A 15,614-nucleotide genomic window follows, 5' to 3' on the forward strand; every position below is an offset into this window, starting at 1 on the left:
TGAAGTAGAGATGGTGATACCGCGAGCTTTTTCTTCAGGCGCGTTATCGATTTGATCGAAAGCCTGAGCTGAACCACCGTATGTCTTTGAAAGAACAGTAGTGATAGCTGCAGTAAGGGTAGTTTTTCCGTGGTCAACGTGGCCGATTGTACCCACGTTTACATGGGGTTTCGTACGTTCAAACTTTTCTTTTGCCATTTTTCTCGTTTCCTAAGTTAAAAGTCCGACCCAATACGGGACCGGACCGAACCTTCATTTAGATTAAATTCTAGATTCAATAATAGCCTGCGCCACATTTTTAGGCGCCTCAGAATAATTGAAGAACTCCATAGAGTATGATGCGCGACCCTGCGTTTGTGAACGCAAGTCAGTAGCATACCCGAACATTTCTGAAAGCGGCACCTTAGCACGTACTATTTTAATACCTGCTACGCCTTCTTCCATACCTTCGATCATGCCGCGACGACGATTTAGGTCACCAACCACATCACCCATCCAGTCTTCTGGAGTAGTTACTTCAACTTTCATCATGGGTTCAAGCAACACCGGATTTGCTTCTGCGGCGCCTTTTTTGAAACCCATAGAGCCGGCGATCTTAAACGCCATTTCAGAAGAGTCAACATCATGGTACGAACCGTCGAACAAAGTTACCTTTACATCAAGTACCGGATACCCTGCTACAACACCACTTTGCAACTGCTCCTGAATTCCTTTATCAACCGCTGGTATAAACTCTTTTGGTACCACACCACCGGTGATGTCATTAACAAATTCGTAGCCTGCGCCTTCTTCAGCTTGTGGCTCAATACGAAGCCATACATGACCAAATTGGCCACGGCCGCCAGACTGACGTACGAATTTACCTTCAACTTCTACTTTCTTACGAATGGTCTCACGATAAGCAACCTGAGGTTTACCTACGTTACATTCAACCTTAAATTCGCGTTTCATACGATCAACAATGATATCAAGGTGAAGCTCACCCATACCAGAGATAATCGTTTGGCCAGACTCTTCATCAGTCTTAACCTTAAATGACGGATCTTCAGCGGCTAGCTTACCTAACGCGAGTCCCATCTTTTCTTGGTCAGCCTGAGAGCGAGGCTCTACAGCGATAGAAATTACCGGGTCAGGGAATTCCATACGCTCTAGTGTAATGACATTATTCGGATCGCAAAGCGTATCACCTGTGGTCACATCTTTAAGACCAATGGCTGCGGCGATATCGCCTGCACGAACTTCTTTAATTTCTTCACGGTCTTTGGCGTGCATTTGAACTATACGTCCAAAACGCTCGCGTTTACCTTTCACCGGGTTGTATACCGTATCACCAGTATTAACAACACCAGAATAACAACGGAAGAAAGTCAGCGTTCCTACGAATGGGTCGGTAGCGATTTTAAATGCCAGGGCCGAGAATGGCTCGCTGTCGTCTGCATGACGCTCAGCTTCAGTTTCATTTTTATCGTCTAAAACACCCGTAATAGCTTTCACTTCACTTGGTGACGGTAAGTATTCTACTACCGCGTCTAGTACAGCCTGAACACCTTTGTTTTTGAAGGCGCTGCCACAGGTGGCAAGAACAATTTCGTTGTTCAGTGTACGGGTACGTAAACCAAGTCGGATTTCAGCTTCAGTTAGCTCTTCGCCTTCTAAATACTTATCCATTAGTTCGTCAGAGGCTTCAGCAGCTGCTTCAATCATCTCTGTACGATACTTTTGTGCGCTGTCTAAATATTGCGCTGGAATATCTTCATAGGTAAAAGTCATACCCATGTCTTCGGCATTCCAGTTTATGGCTTTCATCTTAATAAGATCGATAACGCCATGGAATTCTTCTTCAGCGCCCATGTTCAATTGAATAGGAACACAGTTTGCGCCTAAGCGTTTACGGATTTGACCCACAACACGCTCAAAATCGGCGCCAGCTCGGTCCATCTTATTGATGAACACGAGACGTGGCACCTCATATTTGTCAGCCTGTCGCCAGACTGTCTCTGATTGAGGTTCAACCCCAGAAGACCCGCAAAAAACCACTACAGCCCCATCCAGAACTCGTAATGAACGTTCTACCTCAATGGTAAAGTCCACGTGTCCTGGCGTGTCTATAATGTTTATACGATGCTGATCGAACTGCTTTTCCATGCCTGACCAGAAACAAGTCGTTGCAGCAGACGTGATAGTAATACCACGCTCCTGCTCTTGTTCCATCCAGTCCATGGTTGCAGCACCATCATGCACTTCACCGATTTTATGAGACAACCCTGTATAAAACAGGACTCTCTCTGTGGTCGTGGTTTTACCCGCGTCCACATGAGCCACAATACCAATATTCCGGTAACGCTCAATCGAGGTCTTACGAGGCATACATCTCTCTCAGTTATATTACGTTTATTACCAACGGTAATGAGCAAACGCTTTGTTTGCTTCGGCCATACGGTGAACGTCTTCACGTTTCTTAACCGCAGAACCTTTGTTTTCTGATGCATCAATCATTTCAGCAGCTAGGCGTTGAGCCATAGACTTTTCGCCACGTTTACGAGCAGCATCTACCAACCAACGCATACCTAGGGCATTACGACGAACTGGACGAACTTCTACTGGTACTTGATAAGTTGAACCACCTACACGACGAGATTTAACCTCTACAGTAGGACGGATGTTATCAAGTGCTTCTTCGAATACATCTAGGTGAGCTTTGCTGGTTTTTTCAGCAACAATATCGAGCGCACCGTAAACGATTTTTTCAGCGACTGACTTCTTGCCGTCAAGCATTACGACATTCATGAATTTTGCAAGCAGTTGTGAGCTAAATTTTGGCTCTGGTAGGATTTTACGTTGACCTACGACTCTTCTTCTTGGCATTTCTATTCTCCGTATGAATTCAGGAATTACCCAAAACTCTTAAACTTCAGTTTGGCCTTACTAACGGAGAACCGTTAAGACTTAGGCTTCTTCGCACCGTACTTAGAACGGGCTTGCTTACGATCGTTTACACCTGCGCAGTCTAATGTACCGCGAACTGTGTGATAACGAACACCTGGTAAGTCTTTAACACGACCACCACGGATAAGTACTACACTGTGCTCTTGTAGGTTGTGACCTTCACCACCGATGTATGAAGAAACTTCAAAACCGTTAGTTAGACGTACACGACATACTTTACGTAGTGCAGAGTTTGGTTTCTTAGGCGTAGTAGTATATACACGAGTACATACACCGCGTCTTTGAGGACAAGCTTGCAATGCAGCTACGTTGCTTTTTTCAACGGGCTTTTTGCGCGGCTTGCGGACTAACTGGTTAACTGTTGCCATTAACTAGCTCCTGATTAAAAACTACAAAAACCCAATCACTCTGATTGGGTCCATTAAAGCGACTTTTCTAACGTCACTCATTCAATGTTAATACTGTGCTTGTCAGCATTAACTGAGCTCTGATACAAAAAACCGCGCCCATTTTCTTCTGCCTTTTAGAGGTCATCCAAAATCGGGTCGCGGAATATTAATGATCATAGCTCGGCGTGTCAAGCTGTACAAAGGTTAAGCAGCCATTTAACTGCAATCTGTCAGCTTAACATGCCAATTTGTTAGGAGTACGTTAACGTACTCCTACGATCATGCCTTATTCGGCTGAGTCGTCACCGGCGTTAAGCGCTTCGGTTAGTGCCTGTTCTGCATCTGCAGCAGAAACTGACATTTCTTCGATTTCTTCTTTACGTCTTTGTGCACGACGTTCATGGTAAGCGAAACCTGTACCCGCTGGGATCAATCGACCCACGATTACGTTTTCTTTCAGACCGCGAAGGTCATCTTCTTTACCTTGAACTGCAGCTTCGGTAAGAACACGTGTTGTTTCTTGGAACGATGCAGCTGAGATGAATGACTCAGTAGATAGCGACGCTTTAGTGATACCAAGCAGTTGTGTTTCATACTGCGCTGGGATCTTACCGTGTTTTTCAACTTCACGGTTGGTCACTTTCACGTTAGACACTTCAACTTGCTCGCCTTCAAGGAACTGAGTATCACCTGAATGGGTAATAACGCACTTACGCAACATCTGACGAATAACAACTTCGATGTGCTTATCGTTAATTTTTACACCCTGTAGACGGTAAACTTCCTGAACTTCGTTCACGATGTAGTTTGCTACAGCAGAGATACCACGTAGACGCAAGATATCATGCGGTGACTCAGGGCCATCTGCAATAACTTCACCACGTTCTACTTTCTCACCTTCAAACACGTTAAGTTGACGCCATTTTGGAATCATCTCTTCGTATGCATCACCCTCTGGCGGCGTGATAACCAAACGTTTCTTACCTTTGGTTTCTTTACCGAAACCAATAGTACCTGAAACTTCAGCAAGGATAGCTGGCTCTTTAGGCTTACGTGCTTCAAACAAGTCGGCTACGCGAGGTAGACCACCCGTGATATCACGTGTCTTCGAGCTTTCTTGAGGTATACGTGCTAACACGTCACCTTCGTTAGCAACCTTACCTTCTTTCGCTTCGATAGTGGTAAAGCTTGGTAGGCGAATCTCTTGAAGACCGAACTCATCACTTTCTAGGATAAGTTTAGGTTCTTTAGAGTTACTCTTCGCAAGATCTTTAACTACGATACGCGTAAGACCAGTTAGTTCGTCTTGTTGCATCTCAGTGTTAGAGTCGTCGATGTCGGCGAAGCTAATCTTAGCTGCACGTTCAGTAACGATTGGGTGACTATGCGGATCCCAGTTAGCAACAACGTCGCCAGCTGCAATAGTTGCACCGTCATCCACGCTAAGTACAGCACCGTAAGGTACTTTATAACGCTCTTTCTCACGACCTTGTTCATCGATAACAGTAAGTTCTGTTGAACGAGAAACAATAACCACTTTGCCGTCTGAGTTACGTACTGATTTTTCATTGTGTAGCTTAAGGCTACCCGCAGTTTTAACCTGAACGCTGTTCTCAGCAGAAGCTCGTGATGCCGCACCACCGATGTGGAACGTACGCATGGTAAGCTGTGTACCTGGTTCACCGATTGACTGTGCGGCAATAACACCCACAGACTCACCGCTTCCAACCATATGTCCGCGAGCAAGGTCACGACCATAACAGTTTGCACACACACCAAAATCGTTATCACAAGTGATAACCGAGCGTACTTGAATTTGGTCAACAGAGTTTGCTTCAAGCATGTCTACTAGCGCTTCGTCTAGTAACACATTACGCTCAACCAATACTTCTGTCGTACCTGGTTTAACTACATCTTCTGCAACTACACGGCCTAGTACACGCTCACGAAGTGGTTCTACTACGTCACCACCTTCAATTAGCGGTGTCATCGTAACACCACCGAAGGTGCCACAGTCGTCGTTAGTAATTACCAAATCTTGTGCAACATCTACTAGACGACGAGTTAGGTAACCCGAGTTCGCAGTCTTAAGTGCTGTATCGGCTAGACCTTTACGCGCACCGTGAGTAGAGATGAAGTACTGAAGTACGTTAAGACCTTCACGGAAGTTAGCCGTAATTGGCGTTTCGATGATTGAGCCATCTGGCTTAGCCATCAGACCACGCATACCAGCTAGCTGACGAATCTGTGCGGCACTACCACGAGCACCAGAGTCGGCCATCATATAAACAGAGTTAAATGAGGTTTGCTCTTCTTCTTCGCCATCGCGGTTAATTACGATGTCAGTCTTAAGGTTATCCATCATGGCCTTGGCAACTTTTTCGTTGGCATTTGACCAGATATCGATAACTTTGTTGTAGCGCTCACCGGCTGTTACAAGACCATTTTGGAACTGTTCCTGGATCTCGATAACTTCCGCTTCTGCAGCGTCGATAATATCTTTCTTCGCAGCTGGAATTACCATGTCATCGATACCAACAGATGCACCCGCAATCATTGCGTAGTGGAAACCGGTATACATGATTTGGTCAGCAGCGATTACTGTGTCTTTAAGACCCAGTGTACGGTAACAAGCATTTAGCAAACGTGAAATCTGCTTTTTGCCCATTGCCTGGTTGATAATTTCAAACGGCAAACCTTTAGGTAGCATCAGTGAGAAAATCGCACGACCAACAGTAGTATCTGTTAGTGTTACTTTCTCAGTCTTCACGCCATCTTCGTCAATGTCGTATTCAGAGATACGTACTTTAACGCGTGAGTGAAGTTCTGCGTTACCTGTGCGGTATGCTTTTTCTGCTTCATTCGGGCTGGTAAATACCATTGCCTCGCCTAAGCCGTTCACTTTGTCACGGGTTAGGTAATAAAGACCCAATACAACGTCCTGTGAAGGAACGATGATAGGCTCACCATTTGCAGGAGACAGAATGTTGTTGGTCGACATCATCAACGCACGTGCTTCAAGCTGAGCTTCAATAGTCAGCGGCACGTGTACAGCCATTTGGTCACCATCGAAATCGGCGTTGTAGGCCGCACATACTAGTGGGTGAAGCTGAATCGCTTTACCTTCGATAAGGGTTGGTTCAAATGCCTGGATACCCAAACGGTGAAGTGTTGGTGCACGGTTAAGCATAACAGGGTGTTCACGGATAACGTCGTCTAGTACGTCCCATACCTCTGGTGCTTCACGTTCAACCAGCTTCTTCGCTGCTTTGATAGTTGTTGCTAAACCACGACCTTCAAGTTTTCCGTAGATAAACGGCTTGAATAACTCAAGTGCCATTTTCTTAGGAAGACCACATTGATGAAGACGTAATGTAGGACCAACAGTAATTACAGAACGACCAGAGTAGTCAACACGCTTACCAAGTAAGTTCTGACGGAAACGACCTTGCTTACCTTTAATCATATCGGCAAGTGATTTAAGAGGACGTTTGTTAGAACCTGTGATAGCGCGGCCACGACGACCGTTATCTAGAAGTGCATCTACCGCTTCCTGAAGCATACGCTTTTCGTTACGTACGATAATGTCAGGCGCCGCAAGGTCTAGAAGACGCTTAAGACGGTTGTTACGGTTGATAACACGACGGTATAAATCGTTCAGGTCAGATGTTGCAAATCGACCACCGTCCAGTGGTACCAACGGACGAAGATCCGGCGGAAGTACTGGAAGTACAGTCAAGATCATCCACTCTGGCTTGTTGCCAGACTGTTGGAATGATTCAAGCAACTTAAGACGCTTAGTGATTTTCTTACGCTTAGTTTCAGAGTTGATTGAAGGCAACTCTTCACGCATAGAAGCTACGTCAGCATCTACATCTAACACTTTTAAAAGGTCAAATACGGCTTCAGCACCCATTTTTGCGTCAAACTCGTCACCGTGCTCTTCAAGTGCATCCAAGTAATCTTCTTCGTTAAGAAGTTGGCTGCGCTCAAGGGTAGTCATACCCGGCTCGGTTACTACGTAAGATTCAAAATATAGTACACGTTCAATATCACGAAGTGTCATATCAAGCATTAAGCCGATACGAGACGGAAGTGATTTAAGGAACCAGATGTGTGCAACTGGGCTTGCCAGTTCAATGTGACCCATACGCTCACGACGTACTTTAGTTAGGGTTACTTCAACACCACATTTTTCACATATAACACCACGGTGCTTCAGACGCTTATACTTACCACAAAGACATTCGTAGTCTTTAACTGGTCCGAAAATACGCGCACAAAACAGGCCGTCACGTTCTGGTTTGAACGTACGGTAGTTAATTGTTTCTGGCTTCTTAACTTCACCAAAAGACCATGAACGAATCATGTCAGGTGAAGCAAGACCGATTCGAATATTATCGAATTCTTCGGTCTTGTTTTGTTGCTTTAGAAACTTTAATAAGTCTTTCACATTACTCTCCCAGCGGAGTCAGTCTCTAGAACCCGGCGCAAGCGCCGGGCCATCTCTTGTCATAACGTGGCGATTGCCGTGTTACTTCTCTTCCAACTCGATGTTAATACCCAACGAGCGGATTTCTTTAAGTAATACGTTGAATGATTCTGGCATGCCAGGTTCCATTCTGTGGTCACCATCGACGATGTTCTTGTACATCTTAGTACGGCCGTTAACATCATCCGACTTAACAGTAAGCATTTCCTGAAGGGTATATGCTGCACCGTAAGCTTCAAGGGCCCACACTTCCATCTCTCCGAAGCGCTGACCACCGAACTGAGCTTTACCACCCAGCGGCTGTTGTGTAACAAGGCTGTACGAACCAGTTGAACGAGCGTGCATTTTGTCGTCAACCAAGTGGTTCAGTTTCAGCATGTACATGTAACCAACCGTAACCGGACGCTCAAACTCGCGACCAGTACGACCGTCGAACAACGAAATCTGACCGCTTTCAGGAATGTCAGCTAACTTCAACATTTCCTTAATTTCAGATTCACGTGCACCGTCGAATACAGGTGTTGCAATTGGAACACCCTTACGTAGGTTGTTTGCAAGACGTGTAATTTCGTGGTCGGTGAAGTTATCGATGTCCACTTCTTGGTGATTTTCGCCAAGCTCATAAATTTCTTTTAAGAAGTTACGAAGCTTCTGCATCTCTTCATGCTCTTTCAGCATGCGGTCGATTTTCACACCAAGACCGTGAGCAGCCATACCCATATGCGTTTCTAGGATCTGACCGATGTTCATCCGCGATGGTACACCTAGTGGGTTCAATACGATGTCTACCGGCGTACCGTTAGCATCATATGGCATATCTTCCACAGGCTGAATCGTTGAAATTACACCTTTGTTACCGTGACGACCGGCCATCTTATCACCAGGCTGGATATGACGTTTAACAGCTAGGTAAACCTTAACAATTTTAAGGACACCAGGTGCTAGGTCATCGCCTTGTGTGATCTTGCGACGCTTAGTTTCAAACTTCTTATCGAAGTCTTCTTTGATTTCTGCGTGCTGATCAGCAATTTGGTCGATCTCAAGCTGTACGTCTTCGTCGTTTAATGCAATTTCAAACCACTTCTCACGCGGTAGGCTGTCAAGCTTAGCTTGATCAACACCAGAGCGTAGTAATGCGTTTTGTGCACGAGCAAAGATACCGTCAGCAAGAATTTCAAATTCGTCAGTAAGGTCTTTCTTAACCTGACGAAGTTGCATGTCTTCAATTTCAAGCGCACGTTTGTCTTTCTCTACGCCGTCACGGGTAAAGACTTGAACGTCGATAACCGTACCGTGAACAGAGTTAGGCACACGTAGTGACGTATCTTTAACGTCAGACGCTTTCTCACCGAAGATTGCTCTTAATAGTTTTTCTTCTGGCGTAAGCTGAGTTTCACCTTTAGGTGTTACTTTACCTACCAGAATGTCGCCGCCTTTCACTTCTGCACCAATGTAAACAACACCTGATTCATCAAGTTTGCTTAGTGCAGATTCGCCAACATTCGGAATATCAGAAGATATTTCTTCTGGCCCAAGCTTAGTATCACGAGCAATACAGCTTAGTTCTTGAATGTGGATAGTGGTGAAACGGTCTTCCTGAGCCACACGCTCAGAGATAAGGATTGAATCCTCGAAGTTATAACCGTTCCAAGGCATGAACGCGATACGCATGTTCTGACCAAGAGCAAGGTCGCCCAAGTCAGTAGATGGACCGTCAGCCAATACATCGCCAGCAACAATCGGGTCGCCTACGCTACAAGTAGGACGCTGATTGATACAGGTGTTCTGGTTAGAACGAGTGTATTTAGTCAGGTTGTAGATGTCGATACCTGCTTCACCAGGAAGCATTTCATCTTCTTCTACTTTAATAACGATACGGCTAGCGTCAACATAGTCAACTCTACCACCACGCTTAGCAACTACAGTAACACCTGAGTCAACAGCAATGGTTCTTTCCATACCGGTACCAACAAGCGGCTTATCAGCACGTAATGTAGGTACAGCCTGACGTTGCATGTTCGCACCCATCAATGCGCGGTTAGCATCATCGTGTTCTAGGAACGGAATGATACTCGCAGCGATTGAAACGATTTGCTGTGGAGAAACGTCCATGTACTTGATGTCTTCTTTCGGCATCAAGGTGGTTTCACCACGGTGACGACATGGAATAAGGTCGTCTACTAGCTCACCGTTTGCGGTTAAAACAATGTTTGCCTGTGCAATTGCGAATTGACCTTCTTCAATTGCAGACAAGTAATCGATTTCTTCACTTACCACACCATCAACAATGCGACGGAACGGCGTTTCAAGGAAACCAAAGTCATTGGTGCGTGCGAAACTCGCCAATGAGTTGATCAAACCGATGTTTGGACCTTCAGGAGTCTCGATAGGACACAGACGACCGTAGTGCGTAGGGTGTACGTCACGTACTTCGAAGCCTGCACGCTCACGCGTAAGACCACCCGGGCCTAATGCAGAAATACGACGCTTATGCGTTACTTCTGATAACGGGTTGTTTTGGTCCATGAACTGAGAAAGCTGTGATGAACCGAAGAACTCTTTAACCGCAGCCGAGATAGGCTTAGCGTTAATTAGGTCTTGCGGCATAATGCTATCAAGGTCGCCTAAGCTTAGACGCTCTTTAACAGCACGCTCAACACGTACTAAACCAACACGGAATTGGTTTTCAGCCATTTCACCCACAGAACGGATACGGCGGTTACCCAAGTGGTCGATATCGTCCACTTCGTCTTTACCGTCACGAATCTCGATAAGTTGCTTCATTACAGAAACAATATCGTCTTTATCTAGGGTGCCTGAACCAATCAATTCTTCACGGCCTAAACGGCGGTTGAACTTCATACGACCTACAGAAGATAGATCATAACGCTCATCAGAGAAGAAAAGGTTTTGGAATAAGGTTTCTGCTGCGTCTTTTGTTGGTGGCTCACCAGGACGCATCATGCGGTAAATTTCAACAAGCGCTTCTAGGCGGTTTGTTGAAGAGTCGATACGCAATGTGTCAGAAATGTATGAACCGTGGTCCAATTCATTAATGTACAGTGTTTCGAACTCTTTAATACCAGCTTGGCTAAGTGCCGCTAAGTTCTCAAGCGTTAACTCTTCGTTAGCGCTAACGATAACTTCGCCAGTATCTTCATTTACGTACGTTGCCGCGAATACGCGACCGATTAGATAATCTGCTGGAACTTCAAGTTCAGTTAAACCCGCTTTTTCAAGCGCACGGGTGTGACGTGCAGATACACGACGACCGGTTTCAACAACAACATTACCTTCACCATCAATGATATCAAATGCCGCTGTTTCGCCACGAAGACGATCTGGCACCACTTCCATCATTAACTTGTCTTTATCGATACGTACACTGACTTTCTCGAAGAACGTATCCAAGATTTCTTCTGATGTCATTTCAAGCGCGCGTAAGATGATTGTTGCTGGCAACTTACGACGACGGTCAATACGAACAAACAGGTTATCTTTTGGATCGAACTCGAAATCAAGCCAAGAACCACGGTAAGGAATTACACGTGCATTATAAAGCACTTTTCCTGACGAGTGAGTTTTGCCTTTATCGTGATCGAAGAACACACCAGGTGAACGGTGTAGTTGTGACACGATAACACGCTCTGTACCATTGATAACGAACGTACCGTTCTGAGTCATCAATGGGATTTCGCCCATGTACACTTCTTGTTCTTTAATGTCTTTTACGGTACCTGGCGCAGCGTCTTTATCAAACAATACTAACCGTAGTTTTACTCTTAATGGAGCAGAGAATGTGACGCCACGAATTTGACATTCTTTAACGTCGAATACTGGCTCTCCCAAACGGTAGCTAACATATTGAAGCTCCGAGTTACCTGAGTAGCTTTTTATCGGAAAAACGGAACGAAATGCTGCTTCCAAGCCGTATTGAGCATCGGCGTCGATCTCAATAAACTTTTTGAAAGAATCAAGCTGAATTGAAAGAAGGTATGGAATTTCCAATACCTGTGGGCGTTTGCCAAAATCCTTACGGATACGTTTCTTTTCGCTATAAGAGTAAACCATGGGTTCCTCAGCCTGCTGATTTATGACCCAACCTGCTGCATTATGCATCGCGACGAGTGCTTCAAGCTATGAGCTTCGTGTTGAATTGCGCATAAGCAACAAACTTCCACAACCCTTTTTCGGGGCAATATCACAGCATACAACAAAATTTAACCAATTATTAGTTAACTTGTTGGTTTTATGCTTTTATGTGAAATTTCCGAGGTGCGCATTTAGTAGTGTAGTCAAGGGTTAGAATCTACACACTGTACAGCGCAAAAAGGCTGGTGGTTTAAAAAACCACCAGCCTTGCCGTCTCAGGCAAATAATCTAAACAAATAGATTACTTAACTTCAACTTCAGCGCCAGCTTCAGTTAGCTGTGCTTTAAGTTCTTCAGCTTCTTCTTTGCTTACGCCTTCTTTGATAGCTTTAGGAGCAGATTCAACTACTTCTTTAGCTTCTTTAAGACCTAGGCCAGTCGCGCCGCGAACTGCTTTGATTACTGCAACTTTGTTTGCGCCGAATGAAGTCATTACAACGTCAAACTCAGTCTTTTCTTCAACTGCTGCTGCTTCGCCCGCTGCTGGACCAGCTACAGCTACTGCTGCAGATGCGTCAACACCGAATTTTTCTTCAGCTGCTTCGATTAGCTCAACCAATTCCATAACTGGCATTTCAGCAATCGCGTTTAAGATATCTTCTTTAGTTAGAGCCATGTGGTCTAAACTCCTGGGTTTTTAAAATGTTAAAAAAATCAATATGCCAAAAACGGGAATTACTTCTCGTCTTTGATCGCCGCCAATACGCGCACAAACTTGGTAGGTACTTCGTTGATAGTACGAACGAATTTCCCAACCGGTGCTTTGAAGGTTGCAAGAAGTTTTGCAAGCGCTTCGTCGCGAGTAGGAAGTGAAGCAACTGCGTCCAATTTATCTGGACCAAGAAGACCACTACCAATAGATAGAGCTGTTACGTTCAACTTATCGTTTTGCTTCGCAAAGTCTTTAAAAAGACGTGCTGCACCACCAGGTGCCTCAACTGAGAAGCCGTAGATAAGAGGACCAGTAAGGGCGCTATCTAAGTCTGCAAATTTACTGTCTGCCAATGCACGCTTAGCTAGAGTGTTACGTATAACCTTAAGGTATACGCCTTGCTCACGAGCTTTTACGCGAAGGTCAGTCAGTTCTGCAACTTCCATCCCACGGTATTCAGCGACGGCAACGGATAGAGCGCGAGACGCAACTTCAGAAACTTCTGCTACGATCTCTTTTTTTGCTGCTAAACCTAGTGCCACTGAGTTCACCTCTTTGTATCTGACTTTGTATACAGTTACCTGTTTACGCCATCAGGGTTCACAGATTGATATCAACATAATTGATGATACCGCTCTACGGTGTTTGTTACCCCAGAGAGTCTGAGTCAAACCACCGTCTGCGCAGGTTGTTGTATTAAGCGATATGTTTAATGTGATAGTTCTCTTACCTCTATCACCACATCGCACCTGCGGTCTTGGACGGGAGTTGCCAATCAGCACTGCTGTATTGACGACTCCAACCCATTACCTTTACAGAGAAACCGAGTTGCCCCGGCAGGCTATTAAAGACCTACTGAAGCTTTATCTACAGATACGCCAGCGCCCATAGTGGTGCTTAGGCTGATCTTCTGGATATAAGTACCTTTAGCAGAAGAAGGCTTAGCTTTCTTCAATGCTTCTAGTAATGCTTCAAGGTTCTCTTGAATTTGGTTTGCTTCGAACGCAATCTTACCAATGCTAGCATGGATGATACCGTTCTTATCGTTACGGTAGCGAACCTGACCAGCTTTAGCGTTCTTAACAGCAGTAGCAACGTCTGGCGTTACTGTACCCGTTTTAGGGTTAGGCATTAGGCCACGTGGACCTAAGATTTGACCTAGTTGACCAACAACACGCATAGCGTCTGGGCTGGCAACAACAACGTCAAAGTTCATTTCGCCTTTCTTCACTTGCTCAGCAAGGTCTTCCATACCAACGATGTCAGCACCAGCTTCTTTAGCTGCTTCAGCGTTTGCGCCTTGAGTAAATACTGCAACGCGAACGTCTTTACCAGTACCGTTAGGTAGTACAGTTGCACCACGAACGTTTTGGTCAGATTTCTTAGCGTCAATACCAAGGTTTACTGCAACGTCAACGCTTTCAGCGAATTTAGCTGTCGCTAATTCTTTAAGCAAAGCAACTGCTTCGTTGATTTCGTATTCTTTAGTCGCGTCTGTTTTTTCGCGGATAATGCGAGCGCGTTTAGATAATTTAGCCATTCGATTAGTCCTCTACGTTCAAGCCCATTGAGCGAGCAGAACCCGCGATAGTGCGAACCGCTGCATCTAGGTCAGCTGCAGTTAAGTCTGGTTCTTTAGTTTTGGCAATTTCTTCCAACTGAGCGCGAGTAACAGTACCCACTTTTTCAGTGTTAGGACGGCCAGAACCGCTCTTGATGCCCGCTGCTTTCTTAAGCAGGTAAGACGCAGGAGGAGTCTTAGTTTCGAATGTGAAAGAACGATCTTCATAAACCGTAATTTCTACAGGTACCGGAGCACCTTTCTCAAGGCTATCTGTTTTTGCGTTAAACGCTTTACAGAATTCCATGATGTTCACACCGTGTTGACCTAGTGCAGGACCAACTGGTGGACTTGGGTTAGCAGCGCCTGCTGCAACCTGAAGCTTAATAATACCGCTTACTTTTTTAGCCATTTTAAATGCTCTCTTGTTTGGGTATAGCGCCTTGCAAGTACAGAGATTACCTGCTCAATCGGCTTCCCGTTTCCGTTTAAAAGGGCGCGCATTATATAAGGTGTTCAAATGGTATGCAAGTATAAATGTGACTAAAAAACGATCTCATGGTCAGTATTTTTTCTTTTTCGAATAGCGGAATATTTTTAACGCGCTGTCGCGTAATTTTAAATTAACTATTTGGAGAACGTTATATGGAGTTACTTACACAAGAAGACATCAACTTTGTATCAGGTGGAGATGGATGGGATGTCGCCTCAGGTGGACTTACAGGGGGAGGTATAGGAGCAACGGGCATAGGTGTTGCTATAGCGGTTGGCTTTACAGTTACATTTCCAGTTGCATTAGGTGTTATTGCTACTGGTGCGACAATAGGGGCTGCATATGAGTATTTTACCGATGACGAATAATCTATTAGTTCTTTCTGACGAGCAAATTGCCTCGGTCTCGGGTGGAAACATATCACAAGCTGCCTTTGAGGGTGGTATAGAAGGTGCTGCAACTGGGGCTGGCATAGGCGTCGCTCTAGGCGCATACGGCGGTCCAGTAGGCGCCTTAATAGGTGGCCTGATTGGTACTGGTATAGGTACTATTGTCGGTGCTGCTGATGCAATATCGGACTATGACGAAACGATGGATGAATAAGTGAATTTATCACCTAACCAGAGGCTTTATTTGGCTTGTACCATATTGAGCCTCTTCTCATTGAGTGCGTTTATTGCAAATAATAGTTTTATATTACTATTTAATCATTTGGGCGTAGCTGTAATTCTTTGGGTTCGATTAATTCGGCCTCAATTGCATATGAGCAAACTCGAATATTTTAACGTTAGCCGCATACTCGTACCAACAACTTTATTTATCTCAACGCTATCTTTTGGGTTATTGTTTATCGATGAATATAAATGGTGTGTGATAGCGGCCGCAACGGTTACGTTTATTATAAACTACCGATTCCCTTTTTATCTAAA

General features: G+C 45.0%; 12 protein-coding genes. 2 read left to right on the top strand and 10 right to left on the bottom strand.

Annotation, left to right across the window (positions count from 1 at the left end; all coding sequences use genetic code 11):
• The 10 genes from J8L84_RS06865 to rplK form a co-directional block, all read right to left on the bottom strand.
• The coding region (locus J8L84_RS06865) for a GTP-binding protein (protein WP_247670628.1) at positions 1-198 on the bottom strand (198 nt) is incomplete at its 3' end.
• Between the two features lie 63 nt (positions 199-261).
• A complete protein-coding gene (fusA, locus tag J8L84_RS06870) occupies positions 262-2,367 on the bottom strand; it encodes an elongation factor G (RefSeq protein ID WP_211070052.1) in 2,106 nt (701 codons plus the stop codon).
• A gap of 27 nt (positions 2,368-2,394) precedes the next feature.
• A complete protein-coding gene (gene rpsG / locus J8L84_RS06875) occupies positions 2,395-2,865 on the bottom strand; it encodes a 30S ribosomal protein S7 (RefSeq protein WP_013786325.1) in 471 nt (156 codons plus the stop codon).
• Between the two features lie 74 nt (positions 2,866-2,939).
• Positions 2,940-3,314, bottom strand: coding sequence for a 30S ribosomal protein S12 (gene rpsL / locus J8L84_RS06880; RefSeq protein WP_013786326.1), 375 nt, complete (start codon positions 3,312-3,314; stop codon positions 2,940-2,942).
• A 307-nt stretch (positions 3,315-3,621) separates the two neighbouring features.
• A complete protein-coding gene (rpoC, locus tag J8L84_RS06885; RefSeq protein WP_211070053.1) occupies positions 3,622-7,788 on the bottom strand; it encodes a DNA-directed RNA polymerase subunit beta' in 4,167 nt (1,388 codons plus the stop codon).
• 81 nt (positions 7,789-7,869) lie between these two features.
• Positions 7,870-11,898, bottom strand: a complete 4,029-nt coding sequence (gene rpoB / locus J8L84_RS06890; RefSeq protein ID WP_211070054.1) for a DNA-directed RNA polymerase subunit beta — start codon at positions 11,896-11,898, stop codon at positions 7,870-7,872.
• A gap of 322 nt (positions 11,899-12,220) precedes the next feature.
• Entirely contained in the window at positions 12,221-12,595 is a 375-nt protein-coding gene (gene rplL, locus J8L84_RS06895; RefSeq protein ID WP_211070055.1) for a 50S ribosomal protein L7/L12, read from the bottom strand.
• A 59-nt stretch (positions 12,596-12,654) separates the two neighbouring features.
• Complete coding sequence (gene rplJ / locus J8L84_RS06900; protein WP_013786330.1) at positions 12,655-13,173, bottom strand: 50S ribosomal protein L10; 519 nt, start codon at positions 13,171-13,173, stop codon at positions 12,655-12,657.
• A gap of 302 nt (positions 13,174-13,475) precedes the next feature.
• Complete coding sequence (gene rplA, locus J8L84_RS06905) at positions 13,476-14,171, bottom strand: 50S ribosomal protein L1 (RefSeq protein WP_211070056.1); 696 nt, start codon at positions 14,169-14,171, stop codon at positions 13,476-13,478.
• Positions 14,172-14,175: 4 nt separating this feature from the next.
• Positions 14,176-14,604 carry a 50S ribosomal protein L11 gene (rplK, locus tag J8L84_RS06910; RefSeq protein WP_013786332.1) on the bottom strand — a complete coding sequence of 143 codons (429 nt, stop codon included), beginning with the start codon at positions 14,602-14,604 and terminating at the stop codon, positions 14,176-14,178.
• A 233-nt stretch (positions 14,605-14,837) separates the two neighbouring features.
• Between rplK and J8L84_RS06915 the strand changes: the two genes are divergently transcribed.
• Both J8L84_RS06915 and J8L84_RS06920 read left to right on the top strand, forming a co-directional pair.
• A complete protein-coding gene (locus J8L84_RS06915) occupies positions 14,838-15,053 on the top strand; it encodes a hypothetical protein (RefSeq protein ID WP_211070057.1) in 216 nt (71 codons plus the stop codon).
• Complete coding sequence (locus J8L84_RS06920; RefSeq protein ID WP_211070058.1) at positions 15,028-15,288, top strand: Blp family class II bacteriocin; 261 nt, start codon at positions 15,028-15,030, stop codon at positions 15,286-15,288. Before J8L84_RS06915 ends, J8L84_RS06920 begins: the two co-directional genes overlap by 26 nt.
• Positions 15,289-15,614 lie beyond the last annotated feature (326 nt).

Source organism: Alteromonas sp. MMG017 (assembly GCF_018100795.1).
GTDB lineage: Bacteria > Pseudomonadota > Gammaproteobacteria > Enterobacterales > Alteromonadaceae > Alteromonas.